Source organism: Streptomyces sp. NPDC048389, assembly GCF_040706335.1.
GTDB lineage: Bacteria > Actinomycetota > Actinomycetes > Streptomycetales > Streptomycetaceae > Streptomyces.
In genome coordinates this window covers 1-18,687 of the sequence record NZ_JBEZKP010000084.1, presented here as the reverse complement: position 1 = coordinate 18,687, position 18,687 = coordinate 1, and the positions used below count along the sequence as shown (strand labels likewise).

Genomic DNA, 18,687 nt, shown 5'->3' with positions numbered 1-18,687 from the left:
CTGACCGTGATCACCGTCGCCGCGGGTCTGGCGGTGCCGACCGTGGGTGACAAGGGCGATCTGCCGTCGTCGCTGCCGGTGCCGGGGCTGCCGGACGTGCCGTTCACCCTGGACACGTTGACCACCATCGCTCCGTACGCGTTCGCGTTCGCTCTGGTGGGTCTGATGGAGTCGTTGATGACGGCCAAGCTGGTGGACGACATCACCGACACCCACTCGAACAAGACCCGTGAGTCGCTGGGTCAGGGTGTCGCGAACGTGATCACCGGGTTCTTCGGCGGGATGGGCGGCTGTGCCATGATCGGCCAGACGATGATCAATGTGAAGACGTCCGGTGCCCGTACCCGGTTGTCCACGTTCCTTTCCGGTGTGTTCCTGATCATTCTGGTGGTCGTCTTCGGTCCGGTGGTGTCCGACATTCCGATGGCGGCGCTGGTCGCGGTGATGATCCTGGTGTCGGTGGCCACTTTCGACTGGCATTCGATTCAGCCGAGGACGCTGAGGCGGATGCCGGTCGGTGAGACCGTGGTCATGACGGTCACCGTGGCGGCTGTGGTGGCCACGCATAATCTCGCCATCGGTGTGGTGCTCGGGTCGGTCACGGCGATGGTGATCTTTGCGAAGCGGGTCGCGCATCTGGCCGAGGTCACCGGGGTGGTGGACCCGGACGGCAACCAGGTCGTGTATGCGGTCACCGGTGAGTTGTTCTTCGCCTCGTCGAACGATCTGGTCTACCAGTTCGACTACAAGGACGATCCGGACGATGTCGTGATCGATCTGACCGACGCGCACATCTGGGACGCGTCCTCGGTGGCGGCCCTCGATGCGATCGAGACCAAGTACCACCAGCGTGGCAAGAAGGTCACGATCATCGGCCTCAACAAGCCCAGTGCCGATATGCACGGCAAGCTCGCAGGCCAACTCACCGCCGGCCACTGAGACCGGCCGCCTCTGCCCGCTGACCACGGACCGCGGGCAGGGGCGGTCTCTTGTGCGGGCAGACCGGGCACGCCCTGACAGGCTGCCCGCCCGGTCCGTGTCGTGCACCAGCAGCGGTGTGAGCGTTCGCGGGAGGGGTCCTGAGCAACTCGGCCAAGCCAAGTGCGTCCACCGCCAGTCGTTCGCCGCGTGCAGCCGGCGATGGGCGGCGCACTCGCTTCCATGGCTGGCGGATCGTCGGCTACAGCGCGCTGGCCATGGCGATGACCGCGCCCGGCCAGACCACCGGCGTCTCCGTCTTCGTCGATCCGATGATCGACGAACTGGGGGTGAGCCGCACACAGATCTCCACCTCCTACCTCATCGGCACCCTGCTCGGCGCCGGTGCGATGCCCTTCGTCGGCAAAGCCATCGACCGCTACGGCCCCCGTACCGTCATCGCCGCTGTCGGTGCCGTCTTCGGCGCCGTCCTCATCGGCCTCTCGTATGTCACGGGAATCGTCGGTCTGACGGCCGGCTTCGTCGGCATCCGGATGGCCGGACAGGGTGCGCTGTCCCTGGTCGCCACCACTGCTGTCGCCTACTGGTTCGACCGGCGCCGCGGCCTCGCACTCGGAATCACCAGTGCCGTCGGCACGGCAGGGATCTCGCTGGCGCCCATGCTCGTGGAGCGCCTCGTCGCCGGCATCGGGTGGCGCCAGGCGTGGGCGATCGAGGGCGTCGCCGTGTGGCTGATCGTCGTGCCGCTCGCGCTGTTCGGCATCCGCAACCGGCCTGCCGACGTCGGTCAGCACGTCGACGGTGAAGCGCCCGCCGACGCCGGTGCCGCCCCTGCCGAGCTCACCGGCCTACCGCTGCGTCATGCGCTGCGTACCGGGGTGTTCTGGGCTGTCGCCTCCTGCCTGGCCGCCAGCAGTATGCTCACCACCGGGCTGAACTTCCATCAGATCGCGCTGCTCGGCGAACGCGGACTCACCCCTGTGCAGGCCGCAGCGAACTTCCTGCCCCAGACAGCGGCAGCCCTACTCGCCACGCTCGCCGCCGGCGCGCTCCTCGACCGCGCCTCACCCAAGGTCGTCCTTGTCGGCGCCATGGCCATCCTGGCCTGTGCAGTGCTCGGCGCCCGCCTTGTCGAGCCCGGTTGGACGGCGGTCGCCTACGGGCTCCTGTTGGGCTCCTCGAACGGGCTGCTGCGTGCTGTGGAATCCGCTGCCTTCCCCTACTACTTCGGCACGGCGCACCTCGGCGCCATCCGTGGATGCGCCCATACGATCACCATCGCGGCCAGCGCCTTCGGCCCGCTCGCCATCGCTCTCGGCCATGAGGTGACCGGCCGCTACGGCGCGGCGCTCCTCGCTCTGGCCGTCCTCCCCGCAGCGGCGGCCCTCACCGTGATCGTCGCCCGAGAGCCAGTTGCCGCCGACTGAGCGTCTCGCCCTGCAGGAGCGGGACGCTCATCGCTTCCCGTCGCCACCGACAGGGCGAGAGGGATGCATGCCTCACCTTTCGAAGTCCTGGCCGTGTCGACCGGTCCGGCAGCCGGTACCGGCCCGGGTGCCGATGGCTGCTCACGCGGCGTTCGAGACGTGATCGGGCGGACTGGCGCGCACGGTTCAATCCTACTCTCTCGTTAGGGTAGGTTCGAAAGGTGTCGAGGCTCGCTCCTCGGAGCTCTCGGACTCCGGCACTCTGCCCGCGTATTTCCACCCCCCCCACGGAGGTCGACGAACCTGTGAGTGAGCGACCGAGCCCCCTTGACGGCCTGCCCGCCGAGCCTCTGCCTCCGCCGGTCCGAGCAGTGCCCCAAGGGGAAATGCTGCGGTACTGGCGCGACCGTCAACGCCAGCACCTGCGCGATGTCTATGCCGGGCTGCGGATCAAGAAGTTTCCCGAAGACCTGCGGATGTTCGAGCACCTGTTCTGGCAGTCCCGGGTGCAGGTGGTCATCGAACTCGGCACCCACCTCGGCGGTTCCGCGCTGTGGTTCCGCGACCGCCTGCGCGCCCAGGCTGCCTACGGCCGCGTGCCGTCGGAAGTCCGCGTCGTCACCGTCGACCTGGCGCAAGACCGCGTCCGCCCCCTGCTGCGCCATGCCGATCCGCGCTACGACGAGCACATCATCCTCGTCGAGGGGGACATCACCGACCCGGGCATCACCCAGGAGGTCTCTCGGCACGTACCCGAGGGAGCGCGCTGCATGGTCGTCGAGGACACTGCCCACACGTACAACACGACCATGGCCGCCCTGCGCCACTTCTCCGGATTCGTGCCCGTCGGCGGCTACTTCGTGGTCGAGGACGGCGTCGTCGACGTACCGCAGCTCTGCCCTCCCGGCATGCCCGGCGGCGTCGTACCGGCCGTGCGCGACTGGCTCACCACCGACCAGGGGCGCGACTTCGAGGTCCGCCGTGAACTCGAACGGTACGGAGTCACCTGCCACCCGCACGGCTGGCTCCAGCGCGCCCACGCCTGACCGCGCCCCGAGCCCTTCTCGCGCCCCGCGCTCTGTCGCCGTGGTCGATGTCGCGGGGCGCGGGTGCGTACCGAGTCGCCCTGCGCGGGGGAGCCTTTCGCCCGCACGCAGCTGCGTTGCCCTCGCCAACGACTTCCCGCTGCGCAAGGCGGCGCCGAAACCTTCGTCCACCAACTCGGACGGTCGCGCGATGGACGGCGTCGTCGGGTCTGGCGCCGGTCGGCGGGTCGATGGGGCGGTCTCCGCCGGTTCCTCATGGTCGCTCATTTGGGTGGCACTCCTGCCTTACTCTAACGTGAAGGTAGATTTCACGCGGAACCTGAACCGGAGATGGCCTTGACGGACGTGCGGACACGTGACGAAGAGCAGGAGCACCGATATCTGGCGCAGACGGTGCACCTGCTGAGGCGGGAGCTGGAGCGGATCGGCGCCTCCATCGACCGGACGGCCAGAACCATCCAGGAGCAGAAGGAGTTCATGTGGGAGAACTGGCGCGACATGGACTTCGCAGAGAAGGCGGCCATGCGCACCGAGGTCAACACCTCCGTCGGTGTGGGCGACAGCGCCGTGATGGTGCGCCGGCACATCGAGCGCCTGCTGAAGTCGCCCTATTTCGGGCGCGTCGACTTCCGTAGAGCGGACGAGCGGGAGGGGAAGGGTCACTACATCGGCGTCCATGACTTCTCGGACCCGGAGACGCAGGAGATCGTGGTCCACGACTGGCGGGCACCGGTCTCCAGTCTCTACTACGACTTCGAGTCGGGCGCTGCCCACTTCGAGGCCCCGACCGGGACCGTCCAGGGAACGATCACGGGCAAGCGCCAGTACAAGATCACCGGCGATCGCCTCGAGTACATGTTCGACAGCACGCTGACCATCGGGGACGAGGTCCTGCAGCGTGAGCTGAGCCAGTCCGCCGACGACAGGATGAAGAACATCGTCGCGACGATCCAGCGCGAGCAGAACGAGGTGATCCGCAACGAGACGGCGAAGGTACTGATCCTGCAGGGCGTGGCGGGCTCCGGGAAGACGTCGATCGCGCTGCACCGGGTGGCGTTCCTGCTCTACCGCTTCAAGGACTCCCTGTCGTCCGACAACGTCATGATTCTCTCCCCCAACAAGGTCTTCGGCGACTACATCGCCAACGTCCTTCCCGAGCTGGGCGAGGAGCAGATCGCGGAGATCGACTTCGAGAAACTCGCCGACCGGTTTCTCGCCAAGGTGACGGAGTACGAGGCGTTCAGCGAGCAGGTGGTGAAGCTGCTCGACCGGGTGGACGACGCGGCGGCCGAGCGGATGCGCTACAAGGCGACGCCGGAGTTCGTGGACCGGCTCGGCGCGTGGCTCGCCGCGCGCGGGGACGAGGAATTCGTGCCGGGGCAGATCGAGCAGAAGAACAAGCGGCTGTCGCAGGAGTGGGTCGCGGAGGCGTTCGGAGCCTCCCGGGGCCTGCCCGTCTTCTCCCGCCTCGACCTCCTCGGCGACAGCGCCGCGAGCCGGCTGCGGCAGGAGACGCTGGCCAAGGGCGGCAAGTGGACGGCGGCCGACAGCAACAGCGTCCGCAAGCAGGCCCGTGCCATGTTCCCCTACAAGGACGCCTTCGCCCTGTACAAGGCGTTCTACCAGGACCCCGAGCGCAAGAGCCTGTTCAAGCCGCTGGGCCGCAAGAAGATCGAGTACGCGGACGTCTTCCCGCTGATCTACACGATGATCAAGACGTCCCGGCAGGAGGGCTACGGCCATATCCGTCATCTCCTGGTGGACGAGATGCAGGACTACACGCCCGTCCAGTACACGGTGCTGCGTGAGCTGTTCTCCTGCAAGATGACGATCCTCGGGGACGCCAACCAGTCGGTGAATCCGTTCAGTTCGTCGTCGCTGCCGGTGATTCGAGACATCTTCCCGGAGGCCGACTGCCTGGAGCTGTGCAAGAGCTACCGCTCCACGTCGGAGATCACGGATTTCGCCCAGCACATCTCGCGCAACGACAAGCTCGTCCCGATCGAGCGGCACGGGCTGCCGCCACAGATCGTCGCGGCGGCGGACCGGAAGGCGCAGGAAGCGGAGATCCTGGCGCTGATCGAGCGGCACCGGCAGAGCGAGTACCGCTCCCTCGGCATCGTATGCAAGACCGTCGCGCAGGCGGAGGAGCTGTACCGGACCCTGTCGGCGGCGGGTGTCGAGCTGACCTTCCTCGACTACGAGAGCACGGAGTTCAGCGCCGGCAGTGTCATCACCTCGGCGCACATCGCCAAGGGGCTGGAGTTCGACGCCGTCATCGTCCCGCACGTCGACGACGCGAACTACGCCGGCGAGATGGACAAGTGCATGCTCTACATCGCATGCACCAGGGCCATGCACGAGCTCCACCTGACACACGTCGGGCCGGTCTCGCGCTTCCTGGAGTTCGCCGAGGCGCCCCGGAACCGTTTCGGCGTCGTCGGCCCCGAGACGCTGGAGATCCCCGATCGCGCGACGGCCGTACGAGTGGGCTGACGGGAAAGCTCGATGACTGCTCAGCCTGACCTGATCACCGAGTCCTGTGGAATGTGATGTCGACCTGCGTGCTGCCCACGGTTGCCGAGGACCGGCTGCGCTTGCGTGTGCCGGAAAACCACTCCCGTGCCGGGATCGTGCGGGAATGGCCTGCCCGAGATCCGCTGCCGCAGGTGGCAGCTCCCTGCTCGATGTTCTTCTTCTATGACGAGGCAGAGTCTTCGCCGTCCACACCGTCGAGGGTGCGCTGCCCGCGGTGCGGCCGCCCTGGCCGCTGAGCCGCACGACCCGCTTCGGCCCGGGCCGATACGTCTGCGGGGACCACCGGGTCATCGGATCCGTGCAGGGCGCGCCGGCGTCGGGCGCGCGAGCCGCCCGCGATGTACTGGCCGATACGCAACGCGGTTGACTTCGTCGCCGTCGTGTCGCGGCGCATCCGCACGCGCTCGGTGGACCGAAGAGACAGAGTTACGAGAACAGTCATCGATCTGATCCTGCGACCTGGAGCAAGGCGTGGACATCAACGGCGCGCGCGTGCTGGTGGCCGGCGCCACCGGCACCCTCGGCGGGGCGCCCACCGCCGAACCGGCCGACCGGGGAGCACGACCGGCCCCCGACGGAACGCCCGTCGTCGAACGGCGGGCCAGGTGAACCGACGCACCGAAGGGCACGCAGACACATCCGACGTGGTCGTCGTCGGTGGCGGCGCGGCCGGACTCAGCCTCGCGCACCGGCTGACACAGACCGGCATCGCCACCGTGACCGTCGTGGAGCCGCCCGCCGGACCGTTGCGGCCGCCCGAGCGGACCTGGTGCTACTGGGACCAGGGCAGGGGAGACTTCGAGGAGGCGGTCAGCGCTTCCTGGCCCCGCCTTCGCATCCATGGCGCCGACGGCAGCGAAATCACCGCCGACCCGGGACCGTTGCGCTACCGCATGCTGCGTTCGACGCCGTTCGAGCGACTGGTGTACTCCCGCCTCGCCCGGAGCCCCGGTGCGCGCGTGCTGCGTGCGACGGCAGAGGCGGTGCGCACCGTGGCCGACGGGGCGGAAGTCCGCTGCTCGGCACCCGACGGACAGACGGTGACGCTGCGTGCCCGCCACGTGTTCGACTCCCGACCCCTGCGCACCCTGCCACCGGCCCGGACGCTGCTGCTCCAGCACTTCCGCGGCTGGTTCGTGCGCACGGCCGCGGACTGCTTCGATCCCGCGGTCGCGGACCTGATGGACTTCCGGGTGCCCCAGCCCCGCCGCGGGCTCGCGTTCGGTTACGTCCTTCCGCTGGCACCGGACCGTGCGCTCGTCGAGTACACCGAGTTCTCCCGGACTCCGCTGACGACCGCGGCCTACGAGGCTGCGCTGGACCACTACGGTCGCAACGTCCTGCGCCTCGGCGCCTTCACCGTGGAAGCGGCCGAGCAGGGCCTCATCCCCATGACCGACGCACGCTTCCCGCGCCGGGCCGGGTCCGCCGTGTTCCGGATCGGGACCGCGGGCGGCGCGACCCGCCCGTCGACCGGCTACACCTTCGCCGCCGTACAGCGGCAGAGCCGCGCCATCGCCGACGCCCTGCGCGACGGGCGCCCGCTCGTGCCCCCGCCCCACGGCCGACGCGCGCTGGCCATGGACGCCGTGCTGCTGCGGGCCCTCGACACAGGTCGGATCGACGGCCCCGACTTCTTCACCGGCCTGTTCCGCCGTACGCCTTGCGAACGTCTGCTGCGCTTCCTCGACGGTGGCACCTCGCCCTGGGAGGAGTGGGGCATCGGCCTGCGTACCCCCGTCGGCCCGATGCTCCGGACCGCCGTCGAAGTCCCCTTCCTCCGTCGCCGTACCCGCCCCGCATCCCTGTTCGGAGACAGCCGCTGATGACACTGCTGCGCGACCACGACCTGGCGCGTGCCTTCGACCACGCATCGCACACCTACGACCGCCTCACGGCCCTCAACCCCGGCTACCGCACCGACCTCGTCCGCTCGGCACGGCGGCTCCGGCTGCCACGAGCAGGCGCCGGTCTGCACGTACTCGACCTCGGATGCGGCACAGGCGCATCCACCCGGGCTCTGCTGCGGGTCGCGCCCCGCGCTCGGATCACAGCCGTCGACGCCTCGGCCGGGATGCTGCGGCGCGCACTCGACAAGCCGTGGCCCGACGGCGTCCGCTTCCTGCACCTGTCCGCAGAAGAAGTGGCCGGCGCCGGGGAAGGGCCCTTCGACGCGGTGTTCGCCGCCTACCTGTTCCGTAACGTCACGGTCCCCGACCAGGTCCTCGCGACCGTCCGGGCGCTGCTGCGACCGGGTGGACGACTCGCCGTGCACGAGTACAGCCTCAGCGGTTCGGCCGTCCACCATGCGCTGTGGACCGCCGTCTGCCAGGGGGTGATCATCCCGGCGGGCACGCTCTGCGGCGACCGCGCCCTGTACCACCACCTGTGGCGCAGCGTCCTCGCATTCGACACCGCCCCGGTCTTCACGGACCGACTGACGCGCGCGGGTTTCACGGCGGTGCGCGCCGCCCCCGTCGCCGGGTGGCAGACCGGCATCGTGCACACCTTCCTCGCCCGCAACGGCCGCGGCGCGGCGGGGGAGTCCGGCCGATGAGCGCTCCTTCGCACCGCACCGCCCGACGCGGCCGCGACCGCAAGGCCGTAGTGCTGATGCCCGCCCCGGGCAGGGACCGGTTCGACCGCGCGAACGCACCGTCCGTCGCCGTCATCGGCGGTGGCATCGCCGGTCTCGCCGCCGCGACCCTGCTGGCCGAACGCGGCGCCCGCGTGGCCCTCTACGAAGCGGAGGCATCACTCGGCGGCCGCCTCGCCGGCCACCGCATCCGACTGGCCGACGGATCCATGGCGACCATGAGCCGGGGGTTCCACGCCTTCTTCCGCCAGTACTACAACCTGCGCGGCCTGCTGCGGCGCACCGACCCCGGCCTCACGAGGCTCACCGCGCTGCCCGACTACCCCTTGCGGCACAGCGGCGGCCTGACCGACGGTTTCGCCCGAGTGCCGCGGACCCCGCCGCTCAGCGCGCTGGGATTCGTCGCCCTGAGCCCGACCTTCGGCTGGCGCGACCTCGCGGCCATGGCCCCCCGTGCCGCCCTGCCGCTCCTCGACGTCCGCGTGCCCGACGTCTACGAACGCTTCGACGACCTCAGCGCGAAAGCCTTCCTGGAACGGGTCCGCTTCCCCGAAGCCGCGCACCACCTGGCGTTCGAGGTGTTCTCCCGCAGCTTCTTCGCCGACCCCCGCGAACTGTCCGCCGCGGAGCTGCTGCTGATGTTCCACATCTACTTCCTCGGCTCGGCCGAGGGCCTGCTCTTCGACGTGCCCGACGAGCCCTTCCCGCAGGCGCTCTGGGAGCCGCTCGGCGACTATCTCCAGCGCCTCGGTGTGGCCGTCCGGACCGGCACACCCGTGCACGGTCTCCACCCGTGCGACGGCGGGGGAGCGGAGGTGCGGACCGACACCGCCCCGAAACGCCATGAGGCGGTGGTTCTGGCCCTCGCTCCGGGAGCGCTGCGCCAGGTCGTCGGCGCGTCACCGGGCCTGGGCACCGCCGCCTGGCGCGACGACGTCGCCGCCCTGCGGACCGCGCCTCCCTTCCTCGTCTCCCGGCTCTGGCTCGACCGGCCGGTACGCGCGGACCGCGCCGGGTTCCTCGGCACCAGCGGGTACGGCGGGCTCGACAACATCAGCGTCCTGGAACGCTACGAGGGCGAGGCCGCCCGCTGGGCCGCGCGGAGCGGCGGCTCGGTGGTGGAACTGCACGCCTACGCCGTCGCCGCCGACGAGGAGGCGGAGACGGTGCAGAGCCGGCTCGTCGACCGTCTGCACCAGGTGTATCCGGAGACCCGCGAGGCGCGGATCGTCGACGCGCGGCACGAGTGGCGCTCGGACTGCCCGCTCTTCCCGGTCGGAACCTACCACCGGCGCCCCACCGTTCGGACGCCCCACCCATGGCTGACTCTGGCCGGTGACGCGATCCGCTGCGACCTCCCCGTGGCCCTGATGGAACGTGCCGCCACCACGGGCTTCCTGGCAGCGAACGCCCTGCTCGCCGACCGGGGTGTCCGGGGCCAGGTGCTGTGGACGGTCCCTCGGGCCGGCCGATCCGCCGTGCTGCGAGCACTCGGAGCCCTCGCCGGACGCTGAGCCGCGCCGGCGCACCGCGCCTTGCCTCTGCTCCCTCCGCGTCACCCGGGGAAGCGACCGGTGCTGCGCAACGTCCAGCGCCGTTCGGCGTAGGCGAGATCGTCGCGCCACAGGCGGCCGGCCGCCCGGCGCATCAGCGGGCGCAGGGCAGGGGCGGCGGCGCGTGCCAGCGCGAAGCCCCGCCGGTCCGATGCGGCGACGACCGCCTCGACCACGACGGTCCGGGGCCGCTCGTCCCCCTCGCCCGTCAGCGGCGTGGCATGCGTCTCGACAACGGAGGTGGCGCCCTCGCCCTCGGTGATGCGCATGACGACCGTGCGCGGCTCGGGCGCGGTGAACTCCGCTCTGACCGGCACCACCAGACGCCCCGTCACCCGGAAGGAGACGTCGACCACGAAGGCGTCGTCCTCATCGCTCTGCGGAGGCCGTGCCACGGTCAGGTCGACGAACGAGTACGGGTGGAACCACGAGCCGTGCCACGGGTCGAGCCGGTTGGCGACCACGTCCTGCGGTTCGCACCGCCCGACCGCCGTGAACACGGCATCGACCACGCCGCCCGCCGCGGGACGCACCGGCACCATCGGGCGCTCCGACGGCTCTTCGCGCCCGACCGTGTCCAGCCGCACCCACACCAGCACGCCGTCGTCGTGGACCGGGTACGGTTCCCAGTCGGCGAACGGCGTGCCGTCCAGGGCCAGCCCGTGCCAGTGGCACACCAGCGTGCCGCACACCACCCGGCTCCTGCCCAGGGGAGCGCCGAGGTGCGGACACGCGCCGGGACCGGCGTGCAGTCGCCCCGTGTCGGAGCGCCACAGAACGACCTCGACGCCGCCCACCGTCCTGCCGTACGGCCGACCGTCGGCGCGGATGTCACGGGAGGCGCCGACCACGAACCAGTTGCCGGAACGACGTGCACAGGCCCGTTTGAGGGCATCCGCGATGAGCGCCGGCCGTGCCTCCCGCCACGTCGGTGCCTGCGCCGCCCAGTCCGGGCCGCGGCGCCGCCGCAGCGGCGGTGTCCAGCGGGCTCGGTCACTCACCGCACGGGTCCCTTCCACTCCAGTGTCGTGGCGCCTTTGGAAGGGGCCGGACGTCTGACGCGGGCACGCCACCGAGCCCCGAACACCTGGGCGGCTCCGACCGCGGCCGCGGCGGCGCGGCGACCGCGCGACACCACCGCACGGTGGTGCAGCACGGTGTAGTCGTGGCGCGCGATCGCGTCGAGAATTCCGCCGTAGAGGGTGAACGCGGTGCGGATGCAGGGCCGCACGCGCGGATCGAGCATCCCGATGCCCGGTTCAGCAGCCCGGTAGACGTCCCTCGTCATGGCCTCGGCGGCGACGAGCGCCGCGCGGATCCGCGGATCCCGGCGCCCCGTGCGGCGACTCCACTCCAGCAACGGCCGGTCCACGCCGTGCGCGGCGAGCAGGTCCGCCGGCAGGTAGACGCGGCCCCGGTCCAGGTCCTCGCCCACGTCCCGCAGGAAGTTGGTGAGCTGGAAGGCCACACCGAGGGCCGCCGCGTGCGGCGCCGCCTCCTCGCGGGGGACGACCGTACCCAGCACCGGCAGCATCTGCAGCCCGATCACCGCGGCCGAGCCGTGCATGTAGACCCGCAGGTCGTCGTAGGTCGGATAGCCCGTGACGCTCAGATCGCTGCGCATCGAGGCCAGGAAGTCGGCGAACAGCCCGGAGTCGATGCGGTAGCGGTCGGCGGTGTCGGCCACGGCCCGGACCACGAGCTCCTTTCCCCCGTCGTCGCGCAGCCCGTGTGCGAGATCGTCCTCCAGGAGGCGCAGCAGCCGGTCGCGCTCGTCCGGTGTCCAGCGCCGGTCGAGGTCGTCCACGATGTCGTCCGCCCAGCGGGCGAAGCCGTACAGGGCGTGCACGGCGGAGCGGTGCTCCACCGGCATCAGGCGGGTTGCCAGGAAGTAGGTCCTGCCGTGGCGGGCGTTCAGCAGGCGGCACTCGGCATAGGCGGCCCGGAGAGCCGGATCGGTGATCCCGGCGGCGTCCAGTTCACGACGGGTCATCGGCACCTGCCACGGTCGAAGGAAGCGCAGCGCGCGCGGCTCGGCGGCCTCGGCCGCCGGTGATCCGGGCGGCGGCGAGTTTGCCACTGATCAGTACCGTCGGCACACCGACCCCGGGGGTGGTCCCGCAGCCCGCCAGCACGACGTTGTCCAGCCCCCGTACCAGGTTGCGCGGCCGGAACGGACCGGTCTGTGCGAACGTGTGGGACACCGAGAAGGGGCTGCCCGCCGCATGTCCCTGTGCCGTCCAGTCCAGCGGGCTCACCACGAGCTCTTCCTGGATGCTGTCCGCGAACCCGTCGAGGCCCCGGTGTTCCAGCTCGGCGACCAGGCTGTCGCGATAGCGCGGCCCCAGGTCGTGCCAGGCGGCGGCGGAGGGGCCGACGTCGGTGTTGGGACAGGGGGCCAGGACGTAGTGGAGGTGTCTGCCGCGCGGTGCGAGGGCGGGATCGTGTGCCGTCGGCCGGGTGATCAGCAGCGACGGGTCGCTCATCAGCCTTCCCGAGCGGGTCAGTTCGTCGAACGTGCGCTCCCACGCAGTGCCGAAGGACAACGTGTGGTGGGCGAGGCTCGGCCAGGTCCGGTCCGTTCCGACGTGCAGGATCACCGCGGACGGTGAGTGACGCAGCCTCACCGGACGCCGCGGGGCACGCCCCAGCAGTCGGTGCGCGGTGGTCAGCTCACAGGTCAGCACCACCGCGTCGCAGGGAATCCGCTCGCCCGACGACAGGTGAACGGCACGCACGCGGTCTGCCGAGCGTTCCAGCGTGCTCACCTCGGCCGACCAGCGCACGTCGGCGCCGGCGTCGGCCGCCGCGTCGGCCATGGCGCGGGGCAGCGCGTGCATGCCGCCCTTGGGGAACCAGACGCCCGCCACGGTGTCCATGTAGGCGATCACGGCGTAGGCCGCGAGGGCTCGGGCGGGTGCGACTCCGGCGTACAGGGCCTGGAAGGAGAAGACCCGGCGCAGCCGTGGGTCGGCCAGGTAGCGGCCGATGCGGTCGTCCAGCCGCCCGAAGCCGCCCAGTGCCGCCAGCCGCGCCAGGTCCGAGTGGAGAAGCTGGAAGGGGGAGTCGAAGTTGGTGTCGATGAAGCGTCGCACCTGCGCCCTGTACAGCTGTTCCAGCCAGTGCCGCAGCCTGCGGTAGCCCGCTGCCTCCGCAGGCCCGGCGAAGCGCCGGACTTCCGCCTCCATAGCCTCGCCGTCGGTGTGGACGTCGAGCGAGGTGCCATCCGCGAAGCAGGCGCGGTAGGCCGGGTGCAGCGCCACCAGTTCCACGCGGCGCGCGAGGCTGTCGCCGACCGCCGCGAACGCCTCGTCGGCCAGATCCGGCATGGTGAGCACCGTGGGGCCGGTGTCCACCTGGTATCCGCCGAGCTGCACGCGGCCCGCCCGGCCGCCCGGACCGGCGCCCCGTTCGACGACCGTGACCCGCCGGCCGGCACCCAGCAGGTGGAGGGCGCAGGCGAGGCCCGACAGGCCGGCGCCCACCACGACGACGTGGTCGGTCGGTCCCCCTACCGTCCGCACAAGCCCTCCTCTGCGTCATCCGGGGCGACGCCCGACGCGCGCTCGACCACCGCGGCGAACTCCCGCCGAAGCGCGGGGTCCGCGCCGGCCGTCTCGAAGTACCGCAGACTCGTCGCCACCAACTCCTCGATCTTCGACTCCACCTCAACCCGGGCTCCGGTCCGCTCCAGCGCCGCCTGCATCCGCTCGACGGCTTCGTCGGACCGGGAGGTGATCCCGGGCGTGAGCGCGAGCGCGGCTTCCTCGTCCCCCGAGGCGTCGGCGAGTTCGACTGCGACGGCGAGCAGGTACGTGAGCTTGCGCGTCCGCAGGTCGTCCCCGGCCGGTTTCCCCGTCAACGACGAGTCACCGAAGGCGCCGAGGAGGTCGTCGTGCAGCTGGAAGGCGAGCCCCGCGGAGCGCCCGGCGCAGCGCAGTGCGTCCAGGGTGCGCTCGTCGGCCCCGGCCAGCGAGGCGCCCAGCGCGAGCGGCCGCTCGACCGTGTACAGGGCGCTCTTGAGCGTGGCGATGATGACTGCCTCGTCGACGCCGGAGGCTCCGGTCGCCTGCGCGTGGATGTCGCGGTACTGCCCGGCGACCATCTCGCCACGCATCGCCCGCCACTCGCGGTACAGCCGCGGTCCGTGCTCCGAGCCGAGTGCCGTTTCCGTCAGCAGGTCGTCCGCCCAGGACAGCGCCAGGTCGCCGGCGAGCACCGCGGCGGCGGTGGCGAACGATTCCGGTGAGCCGTTCATCCGTGCTGCCCGGTGCATGCGGGCGAGGTCGACGTGCATCGCCGGTGCGCCGCGGCGAAGTGGTGATCCGTCGATCACGTCGTCGTGTATGAGAGCGCACGCCTGGAGCAGTTCGATCGCGGCTCCGGTGCGCAGGACATCCGTGGCGTCGCCCGAGCCTCCTGCCGCTCGCCATCCGCACCAGGCGAACGCCGTTCGAAGCCGCTTCCCGCCGCGTCGGAGGAACGCGCTGACCCGGTCGGCCACGTCGCGGGCGAAGACGGGGTCCACGTCCCGGGCCCGGCGCAACTCCGCGTCGAGGAATTCCATCAGGACCGCTTCGCCTGCCCTGATGGCGTCGAGAACGGTCAGAGGCGTGTCGACCAGCCCGGCCGGTCCGGCCGCTGTCGGCCGCAGTCCAAGCATCCTGGACCCCTTCTCACTCTCGGTCACGTGTGCACCAGTTGCTTCTGCCGTCGGCGGGCGTGCGGATGCGCTGATCTCTGCCCGCTGCTCGGCCCGTCCGACTGGCCGCCCACTCCTTCGGCCCAGCGGTGTGCGTCTCATGGCGGTGTGTCACGGGTACGCGATCCTGCCGGAGGACCTCAGTGAGGCCCGGGAGCCGGTCGGGAGCCGGTCGAGTCGTCGCGCCGACCGCGCGGTGCGGTGGTTGCGCGCGAGCCGGTCCCCGTTCCGGTCGAGGAAGGTCCGGTAGCCCGCGGTGCAGGGGCAGGCGTGCTCTTCTGACCCGATGCCCCGGCCGCGGTAGTCGCGCGGTCCGCACAGGCCGCCCACGCAGGTACCGCCGGACGTGTGCGGCTTGGTGGTCATCCCGTCCTCCTCGGCGTAGTGGACACGCCGACGACGCCTCGCCCGCCGCACGGAGGCGGGCGGCCGCCGTGACGAAAATCGGGCCCCGCCCGCCGCCACTCGACCACTGCACACATGGCGGCGCCCATGGGCGCGGCCCATGGTGCGCGGCCCGTTCAAGCGGGCGGAGGGCATGAGCCGGCGATCCGGTCCGCGCGCCCGCCCGCGCCGAGAAGACCTGTGGCCTCGAAAGGCCGGGAGGCGGCCAGACGAGGCAGTTCACGCCGCGACAGCATCGTGACCACGGGCGGCAGCGCGGCCCGCGCAAGCTGGGCCGACCGTAGCCAGCGCGGCACGTAGACGGACGGGCGGCGTCGTTCGATCGCGGTGACCAGCCGGCCGGCGACGTAGGCGACGGGGTACACCTTGCGCGCCGGGCGTGGCATGTGGCCGCGGAGTTCGCGCAGGACGGTGTGTTCGTCGGCGTCGCGGACCATGTCGGTGTCCGTCCAGTTGATATAGGCGATGCCCACACCTACATGCCGGTGGGCGACTTCCGCCTGCAACGAGTGGGCGAACGACTCGACTCCCGCTTTCGACGCGCAGTAGGCGCTCATCATCGGCGCCGCACCGATGGACGCGAGCGAGGCGACCTGCAGAAAGTAGCCGTGGCTGTCGAACAGATCCGTGAGAAACGTGCGGGCGGTGGCGGCGCTGCCGATGAGGTTCACCTCGACGACACGACGCCAGACCGCAGGATCGGACTCGGCGAACGGGCCCCCCTCGGCCACACCCGCGTTCGCGACCACCACTGAGGGAGGCCCCAGTCGCCCGCGGATCTCGGCGCCGGCCCGGGCCATGCCCCGGTCGTCGGTGACATCGACCTCCCAGCATCCGGAGATCCCCGGCAGGGAGGCACTGACCCGGGCCAGTGCCCCCTCCTCGCGACCGAGCAGCGCCACCCTTGCGCCACGGGAGGCCAGCTCCCGAGCCATCGCCTCGCCCAGACCGCGCGCCGCTCCGGTCACGACAGCGGTTCGCCCGTGCAGCGGACTCCGTGCTTCCGGCATGGAAGGCGTCCTTTCCCGGGAAGGTGCCGGCGGTGCTTGCCCACCCACGCCAAGGGCCGTCCCGTAATCCCCGGTGGATCGGCGCGCGGCGTCGGACGCGGTGCATCGCAAGGTGGAGGGTCGTCCTCATACTGGGTGTATCCGGGCGATTCGACAACGCAGCGAGGTGCCGTGGCTGTCGTCGTGCGCCCGCCGGGGATCACGGGACAGCCCTTGGGCGCGGACGTCTCCTCCGGCACGCCGGCCAGTACCGTGCCGGGTGCTCCGCCCCGGTACTGGCCGGTGTCTATTGAGCCGGGTGCTCCGGCCCGGTGCCGGGACCGGTTTCGGTGCCGTTCCGGGCCAGAGCGCTGGGCCACCACGCCCGCGGTCCGATGTCGATCACCAGCGCGGGCACCAGCAGCGAGCGGACCACGAGAGTGTCGAGCAGGACGCCGAAGGCCACGATGAACGCGATCTGGACCAGGAAGGCCAGCGGGATCACCATCAGGGCCGCGAAGGTCGCCGCGAGCACCACACCGGCAGAGGTGATCACTCCGCCGGTCGTGGTCAGCCCCCGCAGCACGCCCAGCCGACTGCCGTGCTCGAGCGCCTCCTCCCGCACCCGGGACATCAGGAAGATGTTGTAGTCGACGCCGAGCGCCACCAGGAAGACGAATCCGTACAGCGGCACCGACGCGTCCGTGCCGCTGAACCCGAGGAGATGCTCGAAGACGAGCGCCGACACACCGAGGGTCGCCAGGAAGTTGAGCGCGACGGTCGCCACCAGCAGTACCGGTACGAGCAGCGAGCGCAGCAGCAGTACCAGGATCAGCAGGATGATGGCGAGCACCACGGGCACGATGACCGTCCGGTCCCGGGCGGCCGTCTGCTGGGTGTCGTACTGCTGTGCCGTGTACCCGCCGACCAGCGCGTCGGCCCCGGTCAGCGCGTGCACGTTCTCACGCAGCCGCTCGACGGTCTCCTTGGCGGCGTCGCTGTCCGCGGTGTCGGCCAGGACGGCGTCGACACGGACCCGGCCGTCGACGACGAGCGGGTCACCGGCACCCGGCCGTCCGGACGCCGAGACGGCTCCGGCCGATGCCACACCCTCGGTGCTCCTCGCGGCGGCCGTCACCTGAGCGGCACGGTCGGCGTCGGCGATGATCACGGCGGGGTTGCCGGATCCGCCGGGAAAGTGCTTGCCGAGCGTTTCCTGGGCGGCGACCGAGGGCGCGTCGCCCACGAAGATCTCGTCGAGCGGGACGCCCTTGGCGGACAGGGCGGGGGAGAAGGCCGCGAAGAAGGCCAGGACGGCAGCGGTCACCACCCACGTCCGGCGAGGACGGCCGTCCACCTTCGCGGCGACGCGGCGCCACACCCCGTGCCCCTCGGCCGACGCGTCGGCCGCATGGGGCCGGGAGGGCCAGTAGGCGGTCCGTCCCAGCACCGCCAGCGCGGCCGGCAGGAAGGTGAGCGTGGAGAGCACGGCACACACGATGCCGATGGCGCCGACGGGCCCGAGTGCGCGGTTGTTGGTCAGATCACTGGCCAGCAGGGCCAGCAGTCCGAGCGCCACGGTGGCCGCGCTCGCCGTGATCGCGCCGAACGAGCGGCGCACCGCCGCCAGCGCGGCGGCGGCCCGGTCCGCTCGCACGACGAGCTCCTCGCGGAAGCGCGCGGACAGCAGCAGCGCGTAGTCGGTGGCCGCGCCGATCACGAGGATGGAGAGGATGCCCTGCACCTGGCCGTCCACCCGCACCACGTCCCGGTCCGCCAGTGCGTAGACGACGGCACACGCGAGCCCCAGGGCGAAGACCGCTCCCAGGATGATCAGGAACGGCAGCAGGATGCTCCGGTACACGAGCAGCAGGATCAGCAGCACCGCGCCGAGCGCCACACCTAGCAGCAACCCGTCGATGCCCGCGAACGCGTCCGACAGGTCGGCCTGGGTCGCCGCAGGGCCGGCGATCTGCGCCGTGGTGCCCGGCACGCTCCGTGCCGCGCCGCGTACCTCCTCCAGGACCGCGGGCAGGTCCTCGCCGAGGTCGGGCATCAGCTGTACGACGGCCTGCATGGCCATGTCGTCGTCGGAGACCAGGGCGGGGGAAGGGCCACCCACGACGCCGGGCCGCCCGGCGAGTGCGCCGACGGCGCCGGCGGCTGCGGACTGCTGAGCCTCGGTGATCCGGTTCCCGTCCGCCGTCCACACCACGATCGCGGGCACGGTATCGGACTGGTCGAACGCCTCACGGGCCTCGAGCACTCCGGTGGACTCGGCGCTCTGCGGCAGGAACGCGGCCTGATCGTTGGTGGCCACCTCGCCCAGCTTCCCTGCGTAGGGCCCGAGCGTTCCGCCCACGCCCAGCCATACGACCAGCAGAACGAGCGGCACGAGCTACTGACTTCGGCTCGTTAGGGTGATCCGTCTCGAAGTGCCTGATGATGCGGCGCGGTTGGTTGTATTTCCTGGCGTGTGAGATATGCGGATG

Annotated in this window: 15 protein-coding genes and 1 pseudogene; 9 read left to right on the top strand and 7 right to left on the bottom strand. The window is 71.1% G+C overall.

The genetic code is table 11. The annotated features are described in order from the left end of the window. From AB0903_RS32720 to AB0903_RS32680, 9 genes and pseudogenes are all read left to right on the top strand, one after another. Window positions 1-939 (top strand): SulP family inorganic anion transporter (locus AB0903_RS32720; RefSeq protein ID WP_366708384.1); only part of this gene is annotated, 939 nt, incomplete at its 5' end. A gap of 257 nt (window positions 940-1,196) precedes the next feature. Beyond that, window positions 1,197-2,366 carry an MFS transporter gene (locus tag AB0903_RS32715; protein WP_366708383.1) on the top strand — a complete coding sequence of 390 codons (1,170 nt, stop codon included), beginning with the start codon at window positions 1,197-1,199 and terminating at the stop codon, window positions 2,364-2,366. A 386-nt stretch (window positions 2,367-2,752) separates the two neighbouring features. Then, the gene (locus AB0903_RS32710; RefSeq protein WP_366708382.1) at window positions 2,753-3,412 is read left to right on the top strand and encodes a CmcI family methyltransferase; all 660 of its coding nucleotides are present in this window, start codon (window positions 2,753-2,755) and stop codon (window positions 3,410-3,412) included. Window positions 3,413-3,742: 330 nt separating this feature from the next. After that, window positions 3,743-5,908: a UvrD-helicase domain-containing protein gene (locus tag AB0903_RS32705; protein ID WP_366708381.1), complete on the top strand. Its 2,166-nt coding sequence runs from the start codon at window positions 3,743-3,745 to the stop codon at window positions 5,906-5,908. Between the two features lie 232 nt (window positions 5,909-6,140). Then, a pseudogene (locus AB0903_RS32700) lies at window positions 6,141-6,317 on the top strand (amine oxidase); the annotation flags it as partial. A 104-nt stretch (window positions 6,318-6,421) separates the two neighbouring features. Continuing rightward, window positions 6,422-6,559 carry a hypothetical protein gene (locus tag AB0903_RS32695; RefSeq protein WP_366708380.1) on the top strand — a complete coding sequence of 46 codons (138 nt, stop codon included), beginning with the start codon at window positions 6,422-6,424 and terminating at the stop codon, window positions 6,557-6,559. Beyond that, on the top strand, window positions 6,556-7,776 hold the full coding sequence (locus AB0903_RS32690) for a lycopene cyclase family protein (protein WP_366708379.1): 1,221 nt from the start codon (window positions 6,556-6,558) through the stop codon (window positions 7,774-7,776). The genes AB0903_RS32695 and AB0903_RS32690 overlap by 4 nt, the downstream gene beginning before the upstream one ends. Continuing rightward, window positions 7,776-8,507 (top strand): methyltransferase domain-containing protein, encoded by a 732-nt coding sequence (locus tag AB0903_RS32685; protein ID WP_366708378.1) that lies wholly within the window; start codon window positions 7,776-7,778, stop codon window positions 8,505-8,507. Before AB0903_RS32690 ends, AB0903_RS32685 begins: the two co-directional genes overlap by 1 nt. Beyond that, complete coding sequence (locus tag AB0903_RS32680) at window positions 8,504-10,060, top strand: FAD-dependent oxidoreductase (RefSeq protein ID WP_366708377.1); 1,557 nt, start codon at window positions 8,504-8,506, stop codon at window positions 10,058-10,060. The genes AB0903_RS32685 and AB0903_RS32680 overlap by 4 nt, the downstream gene beginning before the upstream one ends. Window positions 10,061-10,101: 41 nt before the next feature. On the opposite strand, the gene AB0903_RS32675 is transcribed toward AB0903_RS32680, so the two are convergent. From AB0903_RS32675 to AB0903_RS32645, 7 genes are all read right to left on the bottom strand, one after another. Then, window positions 10,102-11,100, bottom strand: a complete 999-nt coding sequence (locus AB0903_RS32675; protein ID WP_366708376.1) for a DUF5914 domain-containing protein — start codon at window positions 11,098-11,100, stop codon at window positions 10,102-10,104. Next, window positions 11,097-12,092 carry a phytoene/squalene synthase family protein gene (locus tag AB0903_RS32670; RefSeq protein ID WP_366708375.1) on the bottom strand — a complete coding sequence of 332 codons (996 nt, stop codon included), beginning with the start codon at window positions 12,090-12,092 and terminating at the stop codon, window positions 11,097-11,099. The genes AB0903_RS32675 and AB0903_RS32670 overlap by 4 nt, the downstream gene beginning before the upstream one ends. After that, window positions 12,079-13,623, bottom strand: coding sequence for a phytoene desaturase family protein (gene crtI / locus AB0903_RS32665; protein ID WP_366708374.1), 1,545 nt, complete (start codon window positions 13,621-13,623; stop codon window positions 12,079-12,081). The genes AB0903_RS32670 and crtI overlap by 14 nt, the downstream gene beginning before the upstream one ends. Continuing rightward, a complete protein-coding gene (locus tag AB0903_RS32660) occupies window positions 13,611-14,762 on the bottom strand; it encodes a polyprenyl synthetase family protein (protein WP_366708373.1) in 1,152 nt (383 codons plus the stop codon). The genes crtI and AB0903_RS32660 overlap by 13 nt, the downstream gene beginning before the upstream one ends. Before the next feature lie 150 nt (window positions 14,763-14,912). Then, window positions 14,913-15,167, bottom strand: a complete 255-nt coding sequence (locus tag AB0903_RS32655; RefSeq protein ID WP_366708372.1) for a hypothetical protein — start codon at window positions 15,165-15,167, stop codon at window positions 14,913-14,915. Between the two features lie 155 nt (window positions 15,168-15,322). After that, complete coding sequence (locus tag AB0903_RS32650) at window positions 15,323-16,216, bottom strand: SDR family oxidoreductase (protein ID WP_366708371.1); 894 nt, start codon at window positions 16,214-16,216, stop codon at window positions 15,323-15,325. A 286-nt stretch (window positions 16,217-16,502) separates the two neighbouring features. Beyond that, window positions 16,503-18,590: an MMPL family transporter gene (locus AB0903_RS32645; protein ID WP_366708370.1), complete on the bottom strand. Its 2,088-nt coding sequence runs from the start codon at window positions 18,588-18,590 to the stop codon at window positions 16,503-16,505. Window positions 18,591-18,687: the final 97 nt, after the last annotated feature.

Excerpts from the sequence above, each read along its gene's own strand:
- AB0903_RS32710 (WP_366708382.1), top strand. The coding sequence starts at position 2,753 with ATGCTGCGGTACTGGCGCGACCGTCAACGCCAGCACCTGCGCGATGTC.
- AB0903_RS32705 (WP_366708381.1), top strand. The coding sequence starts at position 3,743 with ATGGCCTTGACGGACGTGCGGACACGTGACGAAGAGCAGGAGCACCGA.
- AB0903_RS32685 (WP_366708378.1), top strand. The coding sequence starts at position 7,776 with ATGACACTGCTGCGCGACCACGACCTGGCGCGTGCCTTCGACCACGCA.
- AB0903_RS32655 (WP_366708372.1), bottom strand. The coding sequence starts at position 15,167 with ATGACCACCAAGCCGCACACGTCCGGCGGTACCTGCGTGGGCGGCCTG.
- AB0903_RS32660 (WP_366708373.1), bottom strand. The coding sequence starts at position 14,762 with ATGCTTGGACTGCGGCCGACAGCGGCCGGACCGGCCGGGCTGGTCGAC.
- AB0903_RS32670 (WP_366708375.1), bottom strand. The coding sequence starts at position 12,092 with ATGACCCGTCGTGAACTGGACGCCGCCGGGATCACCGATCCGGCTCTC.
- AB0903_RS32715 (WP_366708383.1), top strand. The coding sequence starts at position 1,197 with ATGGCGATGACCGCGCCCGGCCAGACCACCGGCGTCTCCGTCTTCGTC.
- AB0903_RS32650 (WP_366708371.1), bottom strand. The coding sequence starts at position 16,216 with ATGCCGGAAGCACGGAGTCCGCTGCACGGGCGAACCGCTGTCGTGACC.
- AB0903_RS32680 (WP_366708377.1), top strand. The coding sequence starts at position 8,504 with ATGAGCGCTCCTTCGCACCGCACCGCCCGACGCGGCCGCGACCGCAAG.